Source organism: Citrobacter sp. Cm038, from assembly GCF_030333105.1.
Classification (GTDB): Bacteria; Pseudomonadota; Gammaproteobacteria; order Enterobacterales; family Enterobacteriaceae; genus Citrobacter; species Citrobacter murliniae.
This window is the reverse complement of sequence record NZ_JAOWGO010000025.1, coordinates 383933-408023: the sequence shown is the minus strand read 5'-3', so window position 1 is coordinate 408023 and position 24091 is coordinate 383933. Positions and strand designations below refer to the sequence as shown.

Here is a 24091-nt window from a genome sequence, read left to right as displayed (position 1 = left end):
TTATGACGAAGGTTGTTCTAATAATTAAACACTCACCTTATTTGAGCGACTTTGTATGGTTACTGTTACCGGTAATGTTGAGTTATTAAATAAATATATTAAATCATCACACAAGTATTGTGTTTTTAATGTCCGATGTTGATTTTTGATTTGATCTTTTATTAATGGGAAATGTTTTTTGAATAATTCAACCATAGACATACCAAGTCCATGCTCAAGAGATTTAATCAATACGCCATCTATGTCATTTTTATTTTTTAATATTCTACATGTTATTTTGTCTTTATTGTGTTGTTGAAGTAGAAGAATCATTTCTAATTTATCTTTTGCCGGCGCAATATTATCATTTATATAATGATAAAAAACATATAAACATTGCCCTCCACCTTGATTAATCATCTGGGATAATTGATCAGGATCAAATGACCGTATTTGTATTCTACTTTTTGATAGAGTGTTTGGTAATCCTTTAGTCAGGGTCCATGGAGACTTAACATACAGGTCCATAATTATATTGCTGCTAAGTTGTTGTCGGAACTCAGTGTTGTTAAGCTCTCTACCTATTAAGTACTTCATGTTTGGAGAGCTCCATGATGAGTTGTCGATAATGGCATTAACTAAACCTGGTGCTATTTTTTCAACCATGTTTGCAATATAGCCACCATATGAAGATCCAATTAATATTATTTTGCTATTTTCCATTTCAAAATTTAATATAGCATCGTTAATTGCATTTATTATATCAAGCGCAGGTAGCAATCCGAAATTTTGATATTCATTATTTTTTGGCTCAATCATCGCAAAAATTTGAGATGCAGTGTTATTTTTTTTTGCGCTTTCATTTATTAGTGATATTTTTTTATTGATAGATTCAGATTCATCAATAAAAAAATGTCGTGCAAGACTGTTTATGTGAGCTATATCAAATGCGGAAAATGATATTTTTCCACCGACATTTGGTCTTGAATGATAGCAAAAATACTCTACAGTCATTGTTGTTATGTCATATGTTTCAGCTATTTTTTCGCATAATCCATGAGAGTAATTACCTAGATCCCCTCCGAACCCTGGTATATAAACAAGGATTAAGTTGTCTTTTTTAGGGTTACATATATGGTAAGAGCAAGTTCTGGTTCCTGTTTGTGAAGATAATTCTATATCAGCATTTGAAATGAATGTTTTATTTATGTTTTGCACCATCGCTTGTAAAATCTCCTTTGTTTGATTCCAACAACATAAGCGACTTTTTTTTTATAAACTTAAGAAAGGGGATGTGGGAGTGTTGCTTTTAATGGGGTCCGCTTGGAAAACGGTAGTTTCCCGCGTTAGGAGAATTGAGCTTAACGGGTGGTTTCATTCCAGTGAGCGGAAGCCCCTGGCTGTAAGAAATGATCAGGCTGTCCGCTAGTTTTTTGCTTACTTACACTTCTACTGCGTGGCGTACGTCATACGTCAACACCCAGTATCCCGTTCACTCAAAGCACCTTAAGTGAACGGTGTTACGCACGCAGCGAGCTTTAGAGATGTTGGGCAGGTTATTCTACCTGTAAACGTGACGGCGGCGCTGAGTGATAGTGGGCATCCGCCTCGGCAAAACGTTTCTGCATTGCCGCAGATGGCGCTTTACCCAACAGGCTGAAGACGACGATCCCAATGCTGCCGAAAATGAAGCCAGGGATGATTTCATACAGACCCAACCACGCGAACTGCTTCCAGACGATAACCGTCACCGCACCGATGATCATCCCTGCCAACGCGCCGTTACGGGTCATACGCGACCACATGACGGAGAACAACACGACCGGGCCAAACGCCGCACCAAAACCAGCCCAGGCGTAGCTCACCAGACCAAGTACGCGGTTTTCCGGGTTTGCCGCCAGCGCAATAGAGATTAGCGCGACAACCAGCACCATGATGCGCCCAATCCACACCAGTTCTTTCTGGCTGGCATTTTTACGCAGGAACGCTTTGTACAAATCTTCAGTAATCGCGCTGGAACACACCAACAGCTGGCAGCTCAGCGTCGACATCACTGCCGCAAGGATGGCAGACAGCAGAATACCGGCAATCCATGGGTTAAACAGGATTTGCGCCAGTTCAATAAACACACGCTCGGCGTTCTGATTGACCGCCCCCGCCACAGACGGGTTGTTATTGAAGTAAGCGATACCAAAGAAACCAACTGCGACCGCGCCCGCCAGACACAAGATCATCCAGGTCATACTGATGCGGCGTGCGTGAACAATACTATGGTGGGAATCGGCTGCCATAAAGCGCGCCAGAATGTGCGGCTGGCCGAAGTAGCCCAGACCCCAGCCCATCAGGGAAATGATGGCAACAAAGTTCAGTCCTTTGAGCATATCCACGTTCTCAATGCTCTTTTGTTTGATCACTTCCAACGAGTCTTCAAATCCGCCCACGCCAATAATGACCATCACCGGCGTCAGGATCAGAGCAAAGATCATCAGGCTGGCCTGCACGGTATCGGTCCAGCTTACCGCGAGGAAACCACCAATAAAGGTATAAATGATTGTCGCTGCCGCACCGGCCCACAGAGCAGTTTCATAGCTCATGCCAAAGGTGCTCTCGAACAGACGCGCCCCTGCCACAATACCTGAAGCACAATAGATGGTGAAAAACAGCAGAATAACCAGCGCGGAGATAATACGCAGAATACGGCTTTTATCTTCGAAACGACCGGTAAAGTAATCCGGTAGCGTCAGGGCGTTGTTATTGTATTCAGTGTGAACACGTAGGCGACCCGCCACCAGCTTCCAGTTGATCCACGCGCCTAATGTCAGGCCGATAGCAATCCAGCTTTCTGAAATACCCGACAGGAAAATCGCGCCTGGCAGCCCCATCAGCAGCCAGCCGCTCATATCAGATGCCCCGGCGGATAACGCGGTTACAAATGGCCCCAGACTGCGCCCACCGAGAATATAGTCATCAAAGTTTTTGGTCGAACGCCATGCAATAAACCCTATCAATATCATGCCAAAAATATAGACACAGAATGTCACTAACATCGGTGTGCTAATAGCCATCAAAACTCTCCAAAATTATGTATCGGCAATGTCGTGACTTGCCGTTTTATTACCCTGCCGGAACGTGGCGAAGATATCTATGTTTACCAGGGCGACCGTATCCTGCCGGAAGCGATGGTCATTCACAATCGATTTAACACATCATTTACATCAAATTTGATCCAGATTGGATAGCATTTTTCTGGAGGTTGCACTCCCTCACATTTTTTTCGGTTGCACCTTTAAAAAGTGTTAACTACCGCAGAGAAAAAGATTTCGTTATTTTTACAACGCTCATCATAAGAACAATATTTATTAACATTTCATTCATTTTCAAGCTTGCAAACCAGGTCACATTTAACACGGTTGCACAAAGTTGCAACATGGTAGATATTTCTCGGTAACTATCAGACCCGTATTTCAGTACAACAGGAGTAAACGGCATGGGAACCACCACGATGGGGGTTAAGCTGGACGACGCCACACGCGAGCGTATTAAAACAGCAGCATCACGAATCGATCGCACACCGCACTGGCTGATTAAGCAAGCCATCTTTAATTATCTCGAAAGACTGGAAAATGACGATGCCCTTCCTGAGCTACCTGCCCTGCTGGCTGGTGCAGCGAACGAGAGCGATGAAACCACCGCGCATCAGAATGAAACACACCAGCCTTTCCTGGAGTTTGCCGAACAGATCCTGCCTCAGTCTGTCTCACGCGCGGCCATCACCGCCGCGTATCGCCGCGCTGAAACTGACGCAGTACCGATGCTGATGGAGCAGGCTCGTCTGCCGCAGCCGATCGCGGAACAGGCTCATAAGCTGGCGTATCAACTCGCTGACAAACTGCGTAACCAGAAAACCGCCAGCGGCCGTGCCGGCATGGTACAGGGATTATTGCAGGAGTTCTCTCTCTCTTCACAGGAGGGCGTTGCGTTGATGTGCCTGGCGGAAGCGCTGCTGCGTATTCCTGACAAAGCCACTCGTGATGCGTTAATTCGCGACAAAATCAGCAACGGCAACTGGCAGTCGCACATTGGCCGCAGCCCGTCCCTGTTCGTGAACGCCGCAACCTGGGGTCTGCTGTTTACCGGGCGCCTGGTCTCCACGCATAACGAAGCCAGCCTCTCACGCTCGCTAAACCGCATCATCGGCAAGAGCGGCGAACCGTTGGTGCGTAAAGGCGTCGATATGGCGATGCGCTTAATGGGCGAGCAGTTTGTCACCGGAGAAACCATCGCAGAAGCGCTGGCGAATGCGCGCAAGCTGGAAGATAAAGGCTTCCGCTACTCCTATGACATGCTGGGAGAAGCCGCGCTGACCGCCGCCGATGCGCAGGCCTATATGGTCTCTTATCAGCAGGCGATCCACGCCATTGGTAAAGCCTCTAACGGTCGTGGGATTTATGAAGGTCCGGGAATTTCGATCAAGCTGTCAGCGCTGCACCCGCGCTATAGCCGCGCACAGTACGATCGCGTGATGGATGAGCTGTATCCGCGCCTGAAGTCGCTAACCCTGCTGGCGCGCCAGTACGACATCGGCATCAATATTGATGCTGAAGAAGCGGATCGCCTGGAAATCTCCCTCGACCTGCTGGAAAAACTCTGCTTTGAACCTGAACTGGCAGGCTGGAACGGTATCGGTTTTGTTATCCAGGCCTATCAGAAGCGCTGCCCGTTTGTTATCGACTACCTGATTGATCTGGCAACACGCAGCCGCCGTCGCTTGATGATCCGTCTGGTTAAAGGTGCGTACTGGGACAGCGAAATCAAGCGTGCCCAGATGGATGGACTGGAAGGTTATCCGGTCTATACCCGCAAGGTTTACACCGACGTTTCCTATCTGGCCTGTGCGAAAAAACTGCTCGCCGTACCAAACCTGATCTACCCTCAGTTCGCGACCCATAACGCGCATACGCTGGCTGCGATTTATCAGCTGGCGGGTCAGAACTACTACCCTGGACAGTACGAATTCCAGTGCTTGCATGGTATGGGTGAGCCGTTGTACGAACAGGTCACAGGCAAAGTGGCGGACGGCAAACTAAACCGCCCATGTCGTATTTACGCACCGGTGGGGACCCATGAAACGCTGCTGGCGTACCTGGTGCGTCGTCTGCTGGAGAACGGGGCTAACACCTCGTTCGTTAACCGTATTGCAGACACCACCTTGCCACTGGATGAACTGGTTGCCGATCCGGTCGAAGCCGTTGAAAAAATGGCACAACAGGAAGGCCAGGCGGGTCTGCCACATCCGAAGATTGCGCTACCGCGCGACCTGTACGACAAGGGGCGCGATAACTCAGCCGGACTGGATCTTGCGAACGAACATCGTCTGGCCTCGCTGTCCTCTGCTCTGCTCAATAGTGCCCTGCAAAAATGGCATGCCAAACCAATACTGGAGCATTCAGTAGCAGACGGAGAAATGATCCCCGTCATTAACCCGGCAGAACCCAAAGATATTGTGGGTTATGTACGCGAAGCCACCCATGCTGAAGTAGAGCAGGCGTTACAGAGCGCGGTAAATAATGCCCCGATCTGGTTCGCAACACCGCCACAGGAACGTGCCGCTATTCTGCAGCGTGCCGCCATTCTGATGGAAGGCCAGATGCAACAACTGATTGGTATTCTGGTGCGTGAAGCGGGTAAAACCTTTAGCAACGCCATTGCTGAGGTGCGCGAAGCCGTAGACTTCCTGCACTATTACGCAGGTCAGGTTCGTGATGATTTTGACAACGAAACGCATCGTCCGTTAGGCCCGGTCGTCTGCATCAGCCCATGGAACTTCCCGCTGGCAATTTTCACCGGACAGATTGCTGCCGCATTGGCGGCGGGTAACAGCGTGTTGGCAAAACCTGCGGAACAAACCCCGCTGATTGCCGCCCAGGGCATCGCCATCTTACTGGAGGCCGGTGTGCCGCCGGGCGTGGTGCAGTTGTTGCCTGGTCAGGGTGAAACCGTCGGGGCGCAACTCACATCCGATGAACGCGTACGCGGCGTGATGTTCACTGGCTCCACGGAAGTCGCCACGTTGTTACAACGCAATATCGCCACCCGTCTTGATGCTCAGGGTCGCCCGATCCCACTTATCGCTGAAACCGGTGGAATGAACGCGATGATCGTGGACTCCTCTGCGCTGACAGAACAGGTTGTTGTGGATGTGGTGGCCTCTGCCTTTGACAGCGCAGGACAGCGTTGCTCGGCGCTACGGGTACTGTGTCTGCAGGATGATATCGCCGATCACACGTTGAAAATGCTGCGCGGCGCAATGGCGGAATGCCGGATGGGCAATCCGGGTCGCCTGACGACCGATATTGGGCCGGTTATCGATGCTGAAGCCAAAGCGAATATTGAGCGCCATATTCAGGCGATGCGCGCCAAAGGTCGCCCGGTATTCCAGGCCGTGCGTGAAAACAGTGATGATGCGCGTGAATGGCAAACCGGAACCTTTGTTGCCCCCACGCTTATCGAACTGGAAAGCTTCGACGAGTTGCATAAAGAGGTGTTCGGTCCGGTACTGCACGTCGTGCGCTACACCCGTAACAATCTGGGCAGCCTGATTGAGCAGATTAATGCCTCCGGCTACGGTCTGACGCTGGGCGTGCATACCCGTATTGATGAAACCATCGCCCAGGTCACCGGTACGGCGCATGTAGGTAACCTCTACGTCAACCGCAATATGGTTGGCGCAGTAGTCGGCGTACAGCCATTTGGTGGTGAAGGTTTATCAGGAACCGGTCCAAAAGCGGGTGGCCCGCTCTATCTGTATCGCCTGCTGGCAAACCGCCCAGAAAATGCGCTGGGCGTAACGCTTGCCCGCCAGGATGCGGATTATCCTGTTGATGCTCAGCTCAAAGCGGCGCTTATTCAGCCTCTTGATGCGCTCACCGGGTGGGCAGCCGACCGCCCATCACTGCATGCGCTCTGTCAGCAATTTTCCGAACTGGCGCAGGCCGGGACTCAGCGTCTGCTGCCGGGTCCTACCGGGGAGCGCAACACCTGGACGCTGCTGCCACGTGAACGCGTACTGTGTATTGCGGATGACGAGCAGGATGCGCTGGTGCAGGTTGCCGCCGTGACATCTGTTGGCAGTTTGATCCTGTGGCCAGACGATGCTTTCCACCGTGAACTGGCAAAGCGTCTGCCTGCGGCTGTTTCCGGGCGCATTCAGTTTGCCAAAACCGATAACCTTACCGCGCAACCGTTCGATGCGGTTATCTTCCACGGTGATTCCGACCAGTTGCGTGCGCTGTGTGAAGCAGTCGCTGCGCGGGAAGGGGCGATTGTCTCGGTACAAGGGTTTGCCCGTGGCGAAAGCAACATTCTGCTGGAGAGGCTGTATATTGAACGCTCGCTGAGCGTCAATACCGCCGCCGCCGGGGGTAATGCCAGTCTGATGACAATCGGCTAAGGCGGGCGTTAATTAAGGCTCCGGTAACGGGTAATGCTTGTCCGTTAAGCATTATGGAGAACATGTGATTTCGGCTCAGGGTTCCGTTCACCTCAGCGGTGTCATTTCTCTGAAGCGCAGATACCCGTGAACGTGCAAGGGAGGCTCACCGCCGCCTCCCTTGCAACCCAGGCTCCCGGCGGGAAAATCGTCGCTGCGCGAGTTATTCGTCTTATTCCGTCTGCCTGTCGGGTCGGGGCCGAGCCTGCATCCCTGCAGGCCGTCCCCTCTGCCCGCATCCTTGCGGGCAGCCCCGGTCAGCCGTCAACGCCTCATCGATTTTCAGCCGGACCGGAGGCATCGCTTCAACTTTCTGACTTTCAGTTAAATCTGTTTTGCTGTTCAAACATATTCAAATAAAAATACAGGTGTCAAAGAGGGCCTGGTCCGGCTGAAAATTGCCGCCGTGTTTCCGTAAGGCCGGGAGAACCCGCAGGGATGCGGGTTCAGGGCGCGTTTTACAGGGAAGTTTCCTCGCGCCCGGCCCGGTAGCCTGAAGGAATAAGCGGAGGGAACCACGAAGTGGCAATTTTCCCGCCGGGAGCCGGGATTGTTAAGGGTACGGCGATAGTACCCTTAACACGTTCACAGGTAGTATCGTTTCAGAGAAGTGACAAACATAGGGTGAACGTAGCAATATACGGTGGCAACAGATTCATTACCTCCGGATGTTCTACTTACAGTTATCGTTATGGCATTCGTCTTCGTTAACTGAACGACATTACTCCGGTAACGGAACTTTATTTATGCAGCCAGAGGGAAGCATGAAACGAATAATACTGACATGTGCGGCACTGTTGCTCAGCAGCCAGGCACTGGCTGATGACTGTGCCAACGCCAATAACCAAATTGAAATGAACACCTGCGCTGCCGCGCAGTTCAAAGCGGCTGACGCAAAACTAAATGATACTTATCAGAATGCACTTAAGCGCGCCGCGCCTGCTCAGCGTGATCTGCTAAAAAAAGCGCAAGTGGCGTGGATAACTCTGCGGGATGCTGACTGCGCGTTAATCAGTTCCGGTGCGGAAGGCGGCAGCGTACAGTCGATGATTTCCAGCCAGTGTCTGATGGATAAAACCAACGAACGCGAAGCATTTCTCGCCTCGCTCCTGCAGTGTGAAGAAGGTGATTTAAGCTGCCCGTTACCGCCCGCCGGTTAACGCACGCGGATCCCCTCGATTATCATCCGCTGTACACTTTCAACCGTTTGGTTAAAAAAAGCGTCATCACGCAGCGTTGCGCCGGTCACTGCCTCTACCTGTGGGGCAAAATCAGCGTAATGCTGTGTTGAAGCCCAAATCATAAAGATCAGATGATGCGGATCGACCGGAGCCAGCTTCCCACTCTTTACCCATCCGGCAATCAGTGCGGATTTCTCATCAATCAGCGTTTTAAGATCGCCCGTCAACTCAGTCATCAGCAGCGGCGCTCCCGCCAGCATCTCCATACAAAACAGTCGGGAAGCCTGAGGATAATCGCGGGAAACTTCCAGTTTGAGACGGATATACTCTTTAATTGCCACCAGCGGCGCAAAGTCTTCACGAAAAGCCTTCAACGGTGCCAGCCAGATGTCGAGGATCTGCCGCAGAACGGCAATATACAGCACCTCTTTAGACGGGTAGTAATAGAGCAAATTGGTTTTTGACACGCCCGCCTGCTCTGCCACCTGCTCCAGACGCGTGCCATGGATCCCGTACTGGGAGAAGATATTTAATGCAGCGGTTAAAATGGCCTGACGTTTAGCACTGACGGCCTGCGAGCGTTTACCTGTTTTTTTCTCTGCGCGTTGAGCCATGCGCCCTCTCCTTGTTTTGAGGGCGTCAGCATAACAAATCACGCGGTGAATGGTTACATTAAAGCGACTCCGGCGGCGCGTCTTGCGGTATGGCTTTTTTCTTATTGAACTTCAGTTCACTGACCAGGACGCCAACAATAATAAAAGCAGCGCCTAACAAAGCCAGTAGCGGTAAGCGTTCACCGGCAAGGCGACCAAAGATCCCCGCCCACACAGGTTCTCCGGTATAGATAACCGTGGCGCGTGTCGGAGATACGCTGCGCTGTGCCCAGTTCATCGTTACCTGAATAATCGCGCTAAAAATACCCAGCCCCAGAGCAACGACCAGTAACCCTGTCGACGCTGGCGGTACGGACTCTCCCGCCGGAACCATAGCAATAAACGCCACCACTGAAGCAGTTGCCAGTTGCACCACCGTGACTCGCCGCACATCCACTTTCCCAGCCCATGCGCTGATCAGAATAATTTCTGCGGCTATCGCCACCGCGCTGGCGAGCGTGATCCACTCCCCTTCACCGAGAGCGAGTAAATTACCGCCAGGTCCGGCAAGGAATATCAGCCCAATAAATGCCAGTACAATCCCGACGCACGGCATCAGTCCCGGCATGCGGCCCAGGCACAGCCACTGTAAAAGCGGCACCAGTGGTACATACATGGCGGTAATAAATGCAGACTTACTGCTGGGAATATACTGTAGCCCCCAGGTTTGCAGGCTGTAACCCAGCGCAATGGATACACCGATCGCCACACCCGCTTTTACTTCCAGCCATGTCAACCCACGTAATGTGCGTAACGACAGTAGTGCCACCGCAAGCGCCGCTGTAGCAAAGCGCACGCCAACAAAGAAGAAGGGACCACTCATCGTGACGGCATACTGCACCGCCAAAAACGTTCCCCCCCAGAACATGGTGATCACAATGAGGATCGCTTCCTGGGGTTTAACAGAGAAGGAATAACGAGAAAGTAATGACATGAGACACCCAATTAACCGAATGTCATTAGTCTGCGTTGTGTTTTGTTACAGTTCAACCTTGCATACAAAAAAACCGCCGGAAGAACCGGCGGCGGTGGCGATGTAACGTCTGGCGATGAAAGCTCAGCCGTCACGATATATCTAACAGACAGCACGGCAATTACGGTTTCGTGTTGCCGTGGCTATTTTTGCCCCCTTTTTTGCCTGCCTCTGAAGCGCGTTGCGGGTCATTCTTGAAGTTGCCCCCGCTGTGCTGGCCACCTTTTCGACCTGCTTCTGATGCTCTTTCGCGGTCTTCCGCAAAATTACCGGAACCGCCTCGATGGTTTGCCATTACTGACCTCCGTCATTGATTAGACATCATATTGCATAGGTGCTGAGGAGTGATACCTCACGCAGCGTTTGGGCATTGCCCTGATTATCACTGCGTGGGATTAAGCATAGTGAAGCCTGACCAGACGACCTGCTAACGGTAATATTCTGCAACAGGATCGGTAGTAATACGAAGATAATCACAGAGCGAAATCAATAAGTCTTTCTTATGACAGCTAAAATCCACCAGCTTAAAAATGTATCATTTTGCAACAAAAACCCGTGTTATAAAAATTGTTATAAATCAAAGAAATGATTGTGAAATTTGCACTCCTGGCAGTACGTCATATCTTTAAAGGTAGGTAGCGAATCGCTACGGACACGGTTAAATCGAGGAGTAGTGTAAAATGGCAAAAGTTCTGGTGCTCTATTATTCCATGTATGGACACATTGAAACCATGGCCCATGCAGTCGCAGAAGGCGCAAACAAAGTGGATGGCGCAGAAGTTATTATTAAGCGTGTGCCAGAAACTATGCAGCCGGAAATCTTCGCTAAGGCGGGCGGTAAAACACAAAACGCACCAGTCGCAACCCCGCAGGAACTGGCTGATTACGACGCCATCATTTTCGGTACCCCCACACGCTTTGGCAACATGTCCGGTCAGATGCGTACCTTCCTGGATCAGACCGGTGGACTGTGGGCTTCTGGCGGGCTTTACGGCAAACTTGCCAGCGTATTCAGCTCGACAGGAACCGGCGGCGGTCAGGAACAAACCATTACATCGACCTGGACTACGCTTGCCCACCACGGAATGGTGATTGTTCCTATTGGATACGCCGCGCAAGAACTGTTTGATGTCTCACAAGTACGCGGCGGAACTCCGTACGGTGCCACCACGATTGCCGGAGCGGATGGCTCACGGCAGCCAAGCCAGGAAGAATTATCTATTGCCCGTTACCAGGGGGAATATGTCGCAGGCCTGGCAGTAAAACTCAACGGCTAATCTTCAACAGGAGGATTCGAATGCCAACTCAAGAAGCGAAAGCCCATCGCGTCGGCGAATGGGCAAGTCTGCGCAATACATCGCCGGAAATAGCCGAAGCCATTTTTGAAGTCGCCCACTATGACGAGAAACTGGCGGAAAAAATTTGGGAAGAAGGTAGCGACGAAGTGCTAATCAAAGCCTTTGAGAAAACTGACAAAGATTCACTCTTTTGGGGTGAACAGACTATCGAACGTAAAAACGTCTAGCGCTCTGACTCCCCCGCTTCCACGGGGGAGTTTTCTTTACTTAGCCGCCTCATTCATCACGCTATCGAATTTATCGATGGGGCAAAATCCATTGGTATCAACCGGACAACCTTTCAGTTCCAGTGTCACGCGCTGTGCCGGGGATTTTAGCGTCAGAACTTCCGCATTACGCAACTGCTGCGAACTCTGATACACATACTCAATTTTCATCAGGTCACGGTTAGCATTGCTGTCGTGCCAGCGTTGAAAGACGATTTTCCCGCCGATCGGCGTACGTTCGTTCTGGTCGTGTAACTGGTAGGGTTTGAAATCCAGCGCCGTTAGCAGCGAGGCAATGTTTGAATCATGCCCCACCAGCACGGTAATTTTCGGCGCTTTCGTCCGTTCAGTCACCAGCGCATTGTCGATATATTTCACCAGCGGTTTAGCGACGTTCTGTGCAACCTCCGGCGAGGTGAACAGACTGTCCTGATAGCCGTTTTTCAGTTTCGACAGCACCTTCCACTGTTGGTCGGATTTAATCTCACCCCAGGCCACATCGTCCATCGGGAAGCCTTCGTAATATTGCAAAGTGAACGCATCCACCAGCGAATTACCCACCTTCAACGGTCCTGAAACACCGGGCTCCTGTTGATACTTCGCGCTGAACGTGTCTTTGGCGTCGATCAGGGAGCATTGCTGTTTTTCTTTACAGGACGGTGAGTCCTTATAGTTTGTCATTTGCTCAAGCAACTTGTAGCTGTCATTAAGCTGCATTTTGCTGCGCTCTTTTTCCATAGCCTGAACGGCCTGCTGACTAAAAGCGGCGGAATCATCAGTGATAACCGGATTAAAGGTTGGGTCCATGGTGCCCATTTTTTCCTGATGATGCACCGGAACATCACACCCAGGGAAAGCACCGGTCACGAAGAATTGTGCGGTCGCGACCGTACGCTGCAAGCTGTTAGCATAGGTATACACCGTATCAGGGGCCGGACATTCACCGGATTTCACCATCCCCTGCTCTGCCAGCCATTCACGCATGTAATGACCCATGTAGATTTCCAGCACGCCGCCTTTAGTGGTGAGTTGGCCACCCGGAACCTCCCACTGTGGCCATTGCTTTGGCGTAGACTGCTCAAGAACGCTGCCATTATTGGCTAAAGGTGCACGTAAGTTATGTCGACTCATCATCAATACTTGCTGAAGCTGATAGCCTTCCGGCGTTGTCTGCGCCTGTGCGGCGGATGACAATAAGACAACACCTGCCACGGCGGCGGCAATTAACGACTTTTTCATCCCTACGACCTCTTGTTGTTATCAATTCCTCAAGAGTGTGACAGAAATATGTCATTTTTCCGGGAACGCTTTCGCAAAACAGGAGATCTACCGCACAACTTTGATGCCAAATTCCGTCTGGAGTTTGCGGATCCCAAGCGGAGTGAAGGTGACATGGCGACTGCCCGACTGCGTTTTAATCCACTTCTGTTCGGAAAACCAACGCAGAAGCGTTGCGCCGAGCACACCGCCTGGATGGTAGCGTCGCTCACTCCAGTCCAGGCAGCCGCAGCTGAATTTTCGCCGGGATGAACCCACAGCCAGGACAATCCCCATCTCCGTCAGCATTTCCTGCCCAAGTTTGGTCAGCGTTTCGCCATCAGACGTTAGCCATTGCCGGGCAATCAGCGTATCAAAAAGCATTACCGCAACTTCACCGGCCAGATGGTCATAACAGGTTCGGGCATGCCGCAAACTCAGCGGCGTGGTAATTTTTCGTGGCGTTGATGTTGCCCATGCCACCCCCATCAAACGTTCCAGCAGTTCGGCGATCTCCGTTCCTGCGAGGCGAAAATAACGATGCCGGCCCTGAGCGAGCGCAACAACGAATCGCTGCTCGCACAGACGCGCCAGGTGCGCACTGGCGGTGGAAGCTGACACATCAGCCACAGCGCTAAGTTCGGTTGCGGTCCAGGCTCGGCCATCCATCAGGGCGCACAACATGCGCGAGCGCGATTTATCGGCCATCACTGCCGCAGTAAGCGCCATCCGCGACTCCAGCTCGCCCTCTTCATCATTGAGCATTACCGATGCCATTACTTCCCCCCACCGCCTGATCGTTGGAATTAACATGCCATGAAATCACCATAAAGTCATAGCTGGACTCACGCCGCGCGCAGCATCATTTCCACACCCAGCCCTACCAGGCAGAACAGAAAACAGCGTTTAAACACCACAGGAGAAATCAGCCGCCGCACACGGGTTCCTACCCACTGGCCCAGCAGCGCAGGAATAATGGCAAACGCCGATAAGCTCAGCGACTGAATGGGCAATGCATTGTGCCACCACAAACCCAACGCGAGAGCCAGCGTCGAAAAGGTAAAAGAGATCCCGAGCGCCTGCACCAGCTCATCTTTTTCAAACCCCAAAGACTGGATCCATGGCACAGCAGGCATAACAAAGACACCAGTGCCACCGGTCAATAAACCGGTCACAAATCCAATGACGAGGGAAAGCGGTTTTTCACGTTGCGGTTCCACGGCGATTTTCTTTCCCGCCAGCGTCCAGACGGCATAGACAACCAGCGCCACGCCAAGCGCAAACTGAGTTCGGGTCGTGTTGCCCGCGGTGATCCAGACACTGGCAAGCAGAGTGGATATGACGACCATCAACAACATTGGCCACAGCCGTTGCAGCAACCTGCCTGTATTACCCCCGCCGCCAAACTGAAACACATTGCTTATCAGAGAAGGCAACAGCAGCATTGCCGCAGCGGCAACCGGAGAGATGAGCGAGCCGAGGATCCCCATAGCCACCGTGGGCAACCCCATGCCGGTTACGCCTTTCACCATGCCCGCCAGCACAAACGTAGCAGCAATCATTATTACCAGGGAGGGGTCATTCGCATATACATTGGCCATTCTTCACTTTCCCGCAATAGAAGATAAGCCAGTTTGTACGCTAATAGTAATGCTTGCTTCGTCGGGCGACGAAATATGCCATCCGGTTATTCGGAAATAATCACTTCGCGACGGATATTACGCACACAATATAAGGTCCCGTCGGTAAGGTACAATTGATGAAAGCGCGTGTTATCTGGAATGTTGTGTAAAAGGGAACGCTCAGTATCAATGAACTCTTTTTGTATCCGATAATGAACTGCGTCATCGGTTTCAAAGGAGACATATTCCCGTGTGGTATACGGTTTACTTTTTAATTTTACATACACAATGTATTGCACAGTACTGAACGTCAGCCCGGTTTTTGCAGCAATCTCTTTCAGATTTAATGGTTCAGAAGACGCATAGAGAGCTTGTACCTGTTCAATGCGTTTTTGATTGTAAGCCGACACCCGCAGGCCGATTTTCAGTCGATACGCCATATTACGCACAACCGTAATATTGGTGCAAAGCATCTGCGCAATCTGCTCCGTTGTGAGAACTCCTGCGTTTTCACGCAGGACGGTCAGACTCTCTTCATTCCACCTAAATGCCATTTAGCGCTTCTCCCTGTATCGCGTTTATAGGGCTGCCAGACGCGCAAACGTAGCCTCTAACTCAGGCGGTTTCCGCATCCCCTGGTGTAATTCCAGCACGCGACCTTCCCGATCAATCAACACAGAGGTTGGCGTACCGATGACCTGATAACGCTCCTGGGAAATCTTAAGCTGATCGCGAAGTACCGGATAAGAAACCTGATGTTTCGCCAGTAAGCCATCAATCATCACCGTCGCTGGATCGGTATTCACCGCCACGACCACCACCTTATCGCCCCACTTTTTACTCAGCGCTTCCAGCGCGTCCATTTCGGCAAGACAGCCGCCGCACCCCGCCGACCAAAAGTTAAGATAAACAGCCTTCCCACGCCAGTGTTCAAGCCCGGATTCTCTTCCCTGCATGTCGAACGTTGCCAGCGCCGGGGCTTGCTGCCCAACCGCCAGTTTCTCTTCTTTACATCCGCTCATCAGAACCAAAACGGCGAGGATTAATACGTTAGTCCAGCGCATGTTGATTAGCCTCCTCGCCCTGATATTTGCCATGTTGCAGGCGGATAATACGATCGGCAAACAACCCAAGCGCCGGATTATGTGTCACCATCACAATCGTGCGCCCCTGGCGATGCAGGTCGGTGAGCAGATTCAGTACCCGCTGTTCATTCTCCTCATCGAGGTTACCCGTGGGCTCATCGGCAAAAATCACCGGCGGCTCATTGACCAGCGCCCGGGCAATGCACACCCGTTGCTGCTCTCCTCCGGAAAGCTGACTCGGCAGGTGCGTCACGCGATGCCCAAGCCCCACCTGTTCCAGAACCTTTCTTGCCGCCGCTTCATCGACCACGCTGTGGTAGTGCTGTGCCAGCATGATATTCTCCAGCGCGGTTAAAAACGGGATCAGATGAAACTGCTGGAACACCAGCCCTATTTTTTCAGCGCGAAAACGGCGCCGCCCCTCTTCATCCAGTGCGGCGGCATCAATCCCATCTAAAAACACCTGACCTTCTGTCGCGGTGTCCAGGCAGGTAAGAATATTCATCAATGTCGTTTTACCTGAACCAGACGCGCCCATAATAGCGACAAACTCGCCCTGCACTATTTGCAGGTTGATGTCATCTAAGGCGGTAACATCGCCGAACCGTTTATATAAATGGCGGGTTTCAATCGCCATTGGTGGGGTCTGCATAACGGACATGGCGTTACTCTCCTTTCAACACTTTTGCGGGTTCGACACTGACCGCGCGCCGGACCGGAACAATCGCCGCCAGAATGGCGACCAGTAAAGATAACGTCAGGGTGACAGGCAGCACTGGCCAGCGTAGCGAAATTGCAGCATTGAATACGGTCAGCCCCAGCAATTGGGCCAACAGATACCCTAAGATCCACCCGCAAACCACCGCAGCCAGCGCGATAATGCAGGTTTCCAGGAGAATTTGCCGGACAATATCACCGTTGCTGGCACCCAACGCTTTTTGCAGAGCAAACTCACGGGCGCGTTCACCAACAATGGCCATCAGCGTGGTGTTCACACACAAAGAGGACAATGCAAGGATCACCACCGATATCAGCCCCATTAACCCTTTTATCTTATCCAGTACCTGTCCTTCTGAAGCAGAGACTTTCCGTATTGGACGGATCTCCAGATCCGGGTATTGAGCCTGCAAGCGGTTAGCATAGTTTTCCACCTGACCGACATCGTTGCTGACACTCATCAGCCCATGGCTGATTTTACCGGGCTGATGCAGCCACGCCTGCGCCACGTCAAGACTCACAATCAGCATGTTATCTGTCGCATCACCGGCTTCAACAATGCCTTTAATCTGTAGGTTTTTACGTTGATTGTGATCCACCAGGGTGATGCTATCGCCCGGCTGGACACTAAGACGTTCCGCCAGTTTGACGCCAATCATCGCATTGCGATCGTCAAAGCTGACACCAATCCAACTCCCCTGTACCTGCCAGTACGGCACCAGCCTTTGCAAGGATTCAAACCACACGCCGACAATGACCACCTTCTCCAGTTCAGTGCGCGCCATACCGTATAGCCATGGGCTGGCTCCGTGAACCAGACCTTGTGGTGCCTGATCCAGAATGGTCTGCAACTCTTGCTGTGTCATGCTGGAGCCGTGGCCTGGCCCGATGTAGAAATTCGCGCCAAAGGTACGCAATTCTTCACTCATTTTGGTATTGATATCGAACCACACCGCAGATAGCGCGGTCACGATGGTTGCCCCCACCATCAATGCGGCAAATACCACGCTAACCCGCTGAAAGCGCAGACGCAGAGCCCGCCATACCAGTAGCCAGAGCATTGTGCGTTTAGCGGCCATACAGCACCTCCACAGGATACAGACGAGCAATGCGCCGAGCCGGGAACCAGGTGCCAATCAGGGCAATTAGTACCGCAATCACCAATACACAGGGCACTACAATCCAGGCAAAATTCAATGGCGCATCAAATAGCATCAAGCCAATCGCTTTCGCCATTCCCCATCCGGCTACGCATCCCAATGCCCCTCCGGCCAGTCCACTGGAAGCCGCTTCAAGATAGAACAACAGCATGATTTGCCACTGATGTGCTCCAAGCGCCTTCATCAGGCCGATCTCTTTAGCGCGTTCCATAATGGTGCTGGTCATCAGTGACGCAATCCCCATTGCCGAAGCTGCCAGTGCTGCGACGGTTACAACCCCCATCAGCAACTGAATTTTATCGATAACGACACCTTCAGATGCGGCAACCTGCCACACAGGACGGACTTCTGCCCCGGAAATAGCCTCCTCCAGTTGATGCGCAATAGACGAGACATAGGCCGTGCAGTACCAAAGGTCGTACTCTTCAGCATTCAATGCGTCGAGATTTTCACGCGCCCGGCGCGAAAGCTCGTTTTCCGGCACCGTCAACGCCGAGACGCGAATGGCCTGCACTTTGCCTGGTAAACCGAGAAGCGTTTGCACCGTGCTCAATGGCATAACCAGTTGGTTATCTTCATCTCCGCCGCTGGAGAGGATTCCGCTGACTGTCACGGTCAATGTTGTTTTACCGTTACGTATTACCAGTTGATCGCCCGGCTTCCAGCCCGTTTGTCGTGCCAGGGCATGTCCCACCAGAGTTTGAGGGGCATCGCCTGCGGGCTCCTGAGGCCAGTCGCCAGTAACCTGCCAGAACGGGCTCACTGTTTTCTGCCCCGTCTCAAACCCTTCTTCATCTGGAATATCCACCGGCTGGCTGAAGAAGGTGCCAAGAATACGTACCTCTTTGCCATCAACGTCGACTTCACCACCGAGCATAGGGGCAAAGCCGACAATGTTGTTACGCCAGAAGATATCCTTAATGTTTGGCAGTTCCGCTTCATCAAGGAAATCCTGCCCCGATAGTGGGTTACTGTTTTCACTGAAAAGCGCAGGCAACGCCGCCTGCCCGGCGGGTTCAATCAAAATATTGGCACCGTAAGACTTCAGCTCTCTGGACATTTTATCGCCAATATCAATCGACACCGCCAGCAGTGCAGAGATCAGGCTGGATGCGAGAAATACCGTCACAATAGCCAGTCCCTTGCGCCGGAGATTGCGCCCCCAGGATTGTCGTAACATTCGCCACAGCATTGTTACTCCTCCCTCAGTTCGGCAGGTACGAACTGTTCCGGAGTGTTACGGAAGCGGTCGTAGTTTGCTTCAGACGAGAAGAACCAGGTTTTGCCACCATAGCTGTATTTGTAGTCAGCCGAGGTATTCGTCAACCGGGAACCATCAACCGGATCGGTCACATTAATGGTCATGACCGTCGAGAAGTAATTCACGCCCGCTGCCAGCTCTTTACCCGGGATCACCAGCTCTTTCTCATCATTACGCCAGTTTTCAATCGGCACCGGGTTACAACCGCCAGGTTTACCAATCGAAGGAATGAAAATGTGTACCCCGCAGGCCACGCAGATAACCTGATTCCCTTCCATCACGTAGCCCTGATCGCCACAAAGCAGACAGGCGTCAAAAACCACGCCCAAACGCAATTTGTCGGGATAGCGGTTAATCACGAAAAAACGTACAGCTTTACCGTCGTCTGCCACCCAGACAAAGCGGTGCAACTTGCCATCACGGAGTTGTTCTATCGGCAGATGTACCATGCCATCGCTGGCAAGTTGTACCGGAACTGCTTCTGATAACTGCGGCGGCTGAGATGCGACTTTTTCCCACCACAGTTGTCCGGCGATCACAACCACCGCGCATCCCAGCGTCACCAGCCAGAGACGGAACGCATTTCGACGATGCGCCAGTGCCAGTCGATGAGCAATCGGCTCATCGGTTTCACGCGTCAGGCGGATAGCACGCAGCAGCGCCGGTACCCAGCACAGCGCCAGAACAAGCAATAGAGCAGCTCCCAACCAGTTATATAACGCCGCGTTGTTTGTCACTTTGGCCACGAAGCTCAATAGCGATTTTGCCAGCGGTAGCACCTGCAGCTTCATTAACAACAGCAGTAGATTGCCGCTTAATGGCAGCCAAATCATGACCATCAGGATCAGTGTTAACGGCCAGTAGAGCCCGCGAATACGCCGTAACAGCATGGCGCAAAGCACTCCCGCCAGGCAGAGGATCGCAAAAGCCAATAGCATTGCCGTCAGATTCAGCAGCAGGTCGGTATTTAGCACATGGGTACTGGTTAATCCGCCAAGGTTAGGATCCAGCGCCCAGTGTCGAGCAGCGCCAAACACAAGGATACCCTGCCACAGGTAGCGAATGCGGTTTGATACCCACCAGAAGCTCAACACAAACAACAGCGTGATCATCACTTCGGTGCCGACCAGCAGCAATTGCGCCGGCTGCGTGCCACGGAGTGTGAGTCCCGCCAGCACGCCAACGATCAAGCCTGTGAATAAGGTCCAGACGAGTGGGCGTAAAGAAGGAGGATCGTTGCGACTCCACAGAACCCCGGAGAGCAGCGCAATGCAGAAAAAAACCTGTAGCGTCGTGACAAAAAAATAACTCATAACATCGACTCTGTACGGCGGATTGAATGATGTAACTATCCAGGTACATCGATAATGTAGAGCCTGCCCATCAAACGTTCAGGCTTGCGGTCAGTTGGGAGATGAGCAGCGCAGAACATACCGTGGGTACATGTCGTACTTAGGGATGTGAGCACTGCCCGGTCCAAAATGGCAAATAAAGCAGCCTGATGGGAAAAGCGCTTAGTTCAGGCCAACGTATTTAAATTCATAGCTCACATCAAATGGCTTCCACCAGCGACCAACACCCGTATCACTGTCTGTGTGACGGTGCATACCTGCTTTTGACGGTGGTTCGATGTGATAGGTCACTTTGTAGTTACCCACACCCATCATTTTGATGTTCGCGCCGTAATGAGGACCATCGCTGGCGACCATCGGCATGAAGGTACCTTCTTGTTTTTCACCTGTATCACTGTTAATTAAGGTGTAACTGATGGTCAGATAAGGGATCCATTCGCCTGCGCCGAAACCATTTTTACTGCCTTCCACTGCGTGAATATCCGCCTCAAGGTGAATATCGGCTTTTGCTGCCGGTAACCCCATGCCGCGCGGCTCCATATCGATCGGCTGCAGATAGACAGCAGCCAGTTCCATCTCATTCATGGTGACAGGCTCGCCTGCCGGATACTCCTTAAAGGCAAACGCAGCCGGAGCAGTGAAAATACTGGCCATCACTGCACTGGCAATCAGGGTTTTCTTCATGGTCATCAGACATATCCTCTCGTCTTAAATAACAGCTATAGATTATTTTTTATCGTTTCCCCAGGGACTGTGCTTTTCCGCCGCATCACCCACAGCGCCACCAGCGCTGCAAGCAGCAATACGGCCTGCGGTAATAACGTTTCCATGTAGGGATAAATTCCCAACCAGCTGATTTCAGGGAAGCCGTTAATCAACGTCGGCTGGAACAGTTTGCCTTCCACCAGTTCCAGAACCCCTTTGCCCGCAAACACAAAGGCCATCAGGTACATAAAACTGCCGGTAAACATAAAGAACGGCTTCAACGGCAGGCGTACTACCGAGTAGCGCATGAGCAGCCAGGCGGCCAGCAGAACAACACAGCCGATAACAAAACCTGCAGCAATCGCCATATGGCCGGAAACATCATTCGCATCCCCGACCAGGGCGTAGTAAAACAGCACGGTTTCCGCCCCTTCGCGATAAACAGCCAGGAAGCTGGTCAGCCACAGTCCAACCAGTGAACCACGGGAAAGTGAGTGGGACAGCTTTCCTTCCAGCCAGGCTTTCCAGTGGCGTGCTTCGACCTTAGACAGTAACCAGTAGCTCATGAAGAACAGCATGACGACGGCAATCAGCATCGTTATGCCTTCGAGCAATTCACGACTGGCGCCAGAATTAGTGAACAGAAGCTGGAATATCACAGCGGTAATGACGCTGGCGATCAGCGCGACAATCACCGACTGACGAATAAGCGGTAACTTATCCTGGTGATTGTTTTTCACCATATAGGCCACGATAGCCGCCACAATAAGCAGTGCTTCCAGCCCTTCGCGAACAATGATCATCAGGCTATAGAGCAGCAGGCTCCACTGGGTCTCTTCGCCTTCTCCCAACATCGCCACCGCTTTTTGTAGATCCTGCTCCAGTGCGCTGGCTTCTGCGTTGAGCCTTTCCACTGGCTGACCCGCTTTCATCAGGCTAACCAGACGCGTAAAGTAAGCCTCCAGCGTGGTTTTAAACGCTGAGTCACGGGAGCCTATTTTGTTTTCCATACCGCTGGCTTCAAAGCGGTCAAAGTAACTGTCCTGCACATCCAGAATGGCATTCTTCGCATCGCCCCCTTGATAGCGGGCAATCGCTTCCTGAATACTTTGATTGATACCCATCGACACCGCAGCCCAGTCTGCGCGCGCTTTGTCATCCTCTGCCGCTGGAGCGTTACCCGTATTTTGCGACGCTGCAACCTGCTGTTCGTCACGGGTAGTGGGCAGACCGGGCAGAAGATCCTCAATATCCTGTAACAACGTTGTGACCTGATAAGAAACATCATTGAGGTGATCCGGCTGCGCGGTGAGCGCAATCAGCGCAGAAAATTGCTGATTAATCGCTGCTGCGTCTTTTGCCGATCGATTCTGTCTGATCGACATTTCCATCTCTGAGTTTTTAAAACCCTGATAGTGCGCCTGTTGAACGTGCTGACTGGCAACGCTGAGATTCCCGGCCTGATAGTTATTTACTGCCTGGGCCAGCAAATCGTCGATAGTGCGGAAACTCTCTTGCCAGTGTACGGCGATATCGGTTCTGGAAAACGCATTGTGCTGCTCTTCGGCAACCAGGCGATGCCCGCCATCCAGCACAGGTTCAACTTCACGCAGCGATGCCTTCAGCCAGTCGATTTTAGCCTGCACGTCAGAGAGAGATTTTTTTTCGCCAATCATGCGACGGATCTCACCGAAAGCGCTTTCCATCTCATAACTCTTGCTGGCGGAAATGTTGATACGAATCGGACCTTCAAGGTTTTCGAATACCTCAAAGTAGGCCATTTGCACCGTGCGACGCGCTTCATCAGTTTGCTGTTGAGAGTAAAGTTCTGCCGTTTTATCAAGACGTTGCTCGACATCCTCAATAAAGGGGGCATAGTTTGTTGCAGCCCATACGTGAAGGCTTACAAGCAAGCCACACAAAGTGAACAGCAGGAAAGAGCAGAACTTACGCACGGTACGCATCCCGTAAAATACAAATGATAATTATTATCATTATCGATTTTTGACTGCGTTGTACATGACCTGGATCATAAAAATGTCAACGGGTGACAAGTTATGTAAATTTATTTCATAAAATGTGATGGATACGAAGTTGAGGCTGGCAGGATTTATTAATGAAGCCGTTAATTCAGGAGTATTTATACACCGTGCAGAATAGCGTTCCCCCATACTCGCTGACACAAATGAAGCCGACAGCGGGCATGAGGGAAAACGTTATTTAAAACAAAAAGTGTCAGGGCATCATTATATCAGGATCACGAGTAATACGTTGTAGAAAACGACCATAACCCTGTTCGCCTGTCCAGTAGTTAATACTTTTCTCTACACCCGTCGATGTCAGAGTCGCACCAGAAATACCATCTACCGTATATTCATCGATATGCTCTGGTTTTTCCTGAATTATTCTCAGCGCCGGCTTCCCGTTATTATCAACCACTTTTTTACCCGGCCATTGTTTACGCCAGTTCTCATCTTCCACTCTGGCCCCCAAAAAAGGAGTTTCCCGCTGCTGGTAGTAATACAGGTTTTTAACTGTACGCCCGTCAAGGTCAAGAGCAAGGAAGGCGTGCATCATAGACTTCGCCCCTTTACCGAAAACAGGAATTATAATTTGTTGAATTTTATTGTTTTTATTTTTCACCAGATAAACATCTGCAATTACGCAGCGCTGGTGGATCCTGGCGGGATCATGCTCCGGAGCGAGCTTCTTACATCCTTGCGTTATGGCATCGTCAGCTACCCACTCCCCGGAATCCAGATTGACCTTTCGCGCTAAAATATAACGTTGAAATAAATTATTTATAGTTTTTTCATCCTGTGCATCTGATTTTAGCAAGCCCGCAGCATGCAGAATGGCGGCATTTTTCTCTTCACTGGTCGGTTCGGTGACTTCCCCCTGGAACACCATAAACCAGGCAATAGCGGCAATAAAAATAAGGACACAAAACACCATCATTGATGCAACAATAACTTTACCCTTGTGCATTCTTCTATAATCCCTGTAAGAAATAAGATATTTAAAACGCCTTCAGGTATGCCATTACCTTTGTAGATTTGCAACTACAGAAGCGATGAAAACTATATAATCATT

At 51.3% G+C, this 24091-nt stretch carries 21 protein-coding genes; 4 read left to right on the top strand and 17 right to left on the bottom strand.

From position 1 onward, the window contains the following. Nucleotides 1–24 precede the first annotated feature (24 nt). Both OGY01_RS21360 and putP read right to left on the bottom strand, forming a co-directional pair. On the bottom strand, nt 25–1200 hold the full coding sequence (locus tag OGY01_RS21360; protein WP_286493656.1) for a DUF2920 family protein: 1176 nt from the start codon (nt 1198–1200) through the stop codon (nt 25–27). A 335-nt stretch (nt 1201–1535) separates the two neighbouring features. Next, nucleotides 1536–3044: a sodium/proline symporter PutP gene (putP, locus tag OGY01_RS21355; RefSeq protein ID WP_286493655.1), complete on the bottom strand. Its 1509-nt coding sequence runs from the start codon at nt 3042–3044 to the stop codon at nt 1536–1538. A gap of 422 nt (nt 3045–3466) precedes the next feature. Here putP and putA point away from each other — a divergent pair, with 422 nt between their 5' ends. Both putA and OGY01_RS21345 read left to right on the top strand, forming a co-directional pair. Then, nucleotides 3467–7429 carry a trifunctional transcriptional regulator/proline dehydrogenase/L-glutamate gamma-semialdehyde dehydrogenase gene (gene putA, locus OGY01_RS21350; RefSeq protein ID WP_286493652.1) on the top strand — a complete coding sequence of 1321 codons (3963 nt, stop codon included), beginning with the start codon at nt 3467–3469 and terminating at the stop codon, nt 7427–7429. Nucleotides 7430–8232: 803 nt separating this feature from the next. Further along, the gene (locus tag OGY01_RS21345; protein WP_048222731.1) at nt 8233–8628 is read left to right on the top strand and encodes a lysozyme inhibitor LprI family protein; all 396 of its coding nucleotides are present in this window, start codon (nt 8233–8235) and stop codon (nt 8626–8628) included. Here OGY01_RS21345 and rutR read toward each other — a convergent pair. The 3 genes from rutR to OGY01_RS21330 form a co-directional block, all read right to left on the bottom strand. Beyond that, nucleotides 8625–9263 (bottom strand): HTH-type transcriptional regulator RutR, encoded by a 639-nt coding sequence (gene rutR / locus OGY01_RS21340; RefSeq protein WP_045441513.1) that lies wholly within the window; start codon nt 9261–9263, stop codon nt 8625–8627. The two genes, OGY01_RS21345 and rutR, sit on opposite strands and share 4 nt — an antisense overlap. Nucleotides 9264–9321: 58 nt before the next feature. Then, entirely contained in the window at nt 9322–10236 is a 915-nt protein-coding gene (locus tag OGY01_RS21335) for a DMT family transporter (RefSeq protein WP_045441512.1), read from the bottom strand. Nucleotides 10237–10396: 160 nt separating this feature from the next. Further along, nucleotides 10397–10570, bottom strand: coding sequence for a con-10 family general stress protein (locus OGY01_RS21330; protein ID WP_045441510.1), 174 nt, complete (start codon nt 10568–10570; stop codon nt 10397–10399). Between the two features lie 385 nt (nt 10571–10955). Here OGY01_RS21330 and wrbA point away from each other — a divergent pair, with 385 nt between their 5' ends. Next, a complete protein-coding gene (gene wrbA, locus OGY01_RS21325) occupies nt 10956–11552 on the top strand; it encodes an NAD(P)H:quinone oxidoreductase (protein WP_045441508.1) in 597 nt (198 codons plus the stop codon). 20 nt (nt 11553–11572) lie between these two features. Next, nucleotides 11573–11800 carry a YccJ family protein gene (locus tag OGY01_RS21320; protein WP_003036015.1) on the top strand — a complete coding sequence of 76 codons (228 nt, stop codon included), beginning with the start codon at nt 11573–11575 and terminating at the stop codon, nt 11798–11800. A gap of 36 nt (nt 11801–11836) precedes the next feature. Here the strand turns inward: OGY01_RS21320 and agp are convergent, their stop codons facing one another. From agp to nqrC, 12 genes are all read right to left on the bottom strand, one after another. Continuing rightward, nucleotides 11837–13078 (bottom strand): bifunctional glucose-1-phosphatase/inositol phosphatase, encoded by a 1242-nt coding sequence (gene agp, locus OGY01_RS21315; RefSeq protein WP_286493651.1) that lies wholly within the window; start codon nt 13076–13078, stop codon nt 11837–11839. Between the two features lie 87 nt (nt 13079–13165). Continuing rightward, nucleotides 13166–13873, bottom strand: coding sequence for an ArsR/SmtB family transcription factor (locus OGY01_RS21310; protein ID WP_286493650.1), 708 nt, complete (start codon nt 13871–13873; stop codon nt 13166–13168). Nucleotides 13874–13941: 68 nt separating this feature from the next. Continuing rightward, complete coding sequence (locus tag OGY01_RS21305) at nt 13942–14697, bottom strand: sulfite exporter TauE/SafE family protein (protein WP_048221683.1); 756 nt, start codon at nt 14695–14697, stop codon at nt 13942–13944. 86 nt (nt 14698–14783) lie between these two features. Then, nucleotides 14784–15272, bottom strand: a complete 489-nt coding sequence (locus tag OGY01_RS21300) for a hypothetical protein (RefSeq protein WP_045441500.1) — start codon at nt 15270–15272, stop codon at nt 14784–14786. Between the two features lie 24 nt (nt 15273–15296). Next, nucleotides 15297–15782: a TlpA family protein disulfide reductase gene (locus OGY01_RS21295; RefSeq protein WP_048221684.1), complete on the bottom strand. Its 486-nt coding sequence runs from the start codon at nt 15780–15782 to the stop codon at nt 15297–15299. Continuing rightward, on the bottom strand, nt 15769–16464 hold the full coding sequence (locus tag OGY01_RS21290) for an ABC transporter ATP-binding protein (RefSeq protein ID WP_286493649.1): 696 nt from the start codon (nt 16462–16464) through the stop codon (nt 15769–15771). The genes OGY01_RS21295 and OGY01_RS21290 overlap by 14 nt, the downstream gene beginning before the upstream one ends. A gap of 4 nt (nt 16465–16468) precedes the next feature. Continuing rightward, nucleotides 16469–17599, bottom strand: a complete 1131-nt coding sequence (locus OGY01_RS21285; protein WP_286493648.1) for an ABC transporter permease — start codon at nt 17597–17599, stop codon at nt 16469–16471. Continuing rightward, complete coding sequence (locus tag OGY01_RS21280) at nt 17589–18872, bottom strand: ABC transporter permease (protein ID WP_200011931.1); 1284 nt, start codon at nt 18870–18872, stop codon at nt 17589–17591. The genes OGY01_RS21285 and OGY01_RS21280 overlap by 11 nt, the downstream gene beginning before the upstream one ends. 2 nt (nt 18873–18874) lie before the next feature. After that, nucleotides 18875–20254: a Fe-S-containing protein gene (locus tag OGY01_RS21275; protein ID WP_286493647.1), complete on the bottom strand. Its 1380-nt coding sequence runs from the start codon at nt 20252–20254 to the stop codon at nt 18875–18877. A 201-nt stretch (nt 20255–20455) separates the two neighbouring features. Then, the gene (locus OGY01_RS21270; protein ID WP_045441492.1) at nt 20456–20983 is read right to left on the bottom strand and encodes an iron transporter; all 528 of its coding nucleotides are present in this window, start codon (nt 20981–20983) and stop codon (nt 20456–20458) included. 29 nt (nt 20984–21012) lie between these two features. After that, nucleotides 21013–22962, bottom strand: coding sequence for an FTR1 family iron permease (locus OGY01_RS21265; protein ID WP_502873419.1), 1950 nt, complete (start codon nt 22960–22962; stop codon nt 21013–21015). Between the two features lie 271 nt (nt 22963–23233). After that, nucleotides 23234–23986, bottom strand: a complete 753-nt coding sequence (gene nqrC, locus OGY01_RS21260) for an NADH:ubiquinone reductase (Na(+)-transporting) subunit C (RefSeq protein ID WP_045441490.1) — start codon at nt 23984–23986, stop codon at nt 23234–23236. Between the last annotated feature and the right edge of the window lie 105 nt (nt 23987–24091).

Excerpts from the sequence above, each read along its gene's own strand:
- OGY01_RS21360 (WP_286493656.1), bottom strand. The coding sequence starts at position 1,200 with ATGGTGCAAAACATAAATAAAACATTCATTTCAAATGCTGATATAGAA.
- putP (WP_286493655.1), bottom strand. The coding sequence starts at position 3,044 with ATGGCTATTAGCACACCGATGTTAGTGACATTCTGTGTCTATATTTTT.
- putA (WP_286493652.1), top strand. The coding sequence starts at position 3,467 with ATGGGAACCACCACGATGGGGGTTAAGCTGGACGACGCCACACGCGAG.
- OGY01_RS21345 (WP_048222731.1), top strand. The coding sequence starts at position 8,233 with ATGAAACGAATAATACTGACATGTGCGGCACTGTTGCTCAGCAGCCAG.
- rutR (WP_045441513.1), bottom strand. The coding sequence starts at position 9,263 with ATGGCTCAACGCGCAGAGAAAAAAACAGGTAAACGCTCGCAGGCCGTC.
- OGY01_RS21335 (WP_045441512.1), bottom strand. The coding sequence starts at position 10,236 with ATGTCATTACTTTCTCGTTATTCCTTCTCTGTTAAACCCCAGGAAGCG.
- OGY01_RS21330 (WP_045441510.1), bottom strand. The coding sequence starts at position 10,570 with ATGGCAAACCATCGAGGCGGTTCCGGTAATTTTGCGGAAGACCGCGAA.
- wrbA (WP_045441508.1), top strand. The coding sequence starts at position 10,956 with ATGGCAAAAGTTCTGGTGCTCTATTATTCCATGTATGGACACATTGAA.
- OGY01_RS21320 (WP_003036015.1), top strand. The coding sequence starts at position 11,573 with ATGCCAACTCAAGAAGCGAAAGCCCATCGCGTCGGCGAATGGGCAAGT.
- agp (WP_286493651.1), bottom strand. The coding sequence starts at position 13,078 with ATGAAAAAGTCGTTAATTGCCGCCGCCGTGGCAGGTGTTGTCTTATTG.
- OGY01_RS21310 (WP_286493650.1), bottom strand. The coding sequence starts at position 13,873 with ATGGCATCGGTAATGCTCAATGATGAAGAGGGCGAGCTGGAGTCGCGG.
- OGY01_RS21305 (WP_048221683.1), bottom strand. The coding sequence starts at position 14,697 with ATGGCCAATGTATATGCGAATGACCCCTCCCTGGTAATAATGATTGCT.
- OGY01_RS21300 (WP_045441500.1), bottom strand. The coding sequence starts at position 15,272 with ATGGCATTTAGGTGGAATGAAGAGAGTCTGACCGTCCTGCGTGAAAAC.
- OGY01_RS21295 (WP_048221684.1), bottom strand. The coding sequence starts at position 15,782 with ATGCGCTGGACTAACGTATTAATCCTCGCCGTTTTGGTTCTGATGAGC.
- OGY01_RS21290 (WP_286493649.1), bottom strand. The coding sequence starts at position 16,464 with ATGTCCGTTATGCAGACCCCACCAATGGCGATTGAAACCCGCCATTTA.
- OGY01_RS21285 (WP_286493648.1), bottom strand. The coding sequence starts at position 17,599 with ATGGCCGCTAAACGCACAATGCTCTGGCTACTGGTATGGCGGGCTCTG.
- OGY01_RS21280 (WP_200011931.1), bottom strand. The coding sequence starts at position 18,872 with ATGCTGTGGCGAATGTTACGACAATCCTGGGGGCGCAATCTCCGGCGC.
- OGY01_RS21275 (WP_286493647.1), bottom strand. The coding sequence starts at position 20,254 with ATGAGTTATTTTTTTGTCACGACGCTACAGGTTTTTTTCTGCATTGCG.
- OGY01_RS21270 (WP_045441492.1), bottom strand. The coding sequence starts at position 20,983 with ATGACCATGAAGAAAACCCTGATTGCCAGTGCAGTGATGGCCAGTATT.
- OGY01_RS21265 (WP_502873419.1), bottom strand. The coding sequence starts at position 22,962 with ATGCGTACCGTGCGTAAGTTCTGCTCTTTCCTGCTGTTCACTTTGTGT.
- nqrC (WP_045441490.1), bottom strand. The coding sequence starts at position 23,986 with ATGCACAAGGGTAAAGTTATTGTTGCATCAATGATGGTGTTTTGTGTC.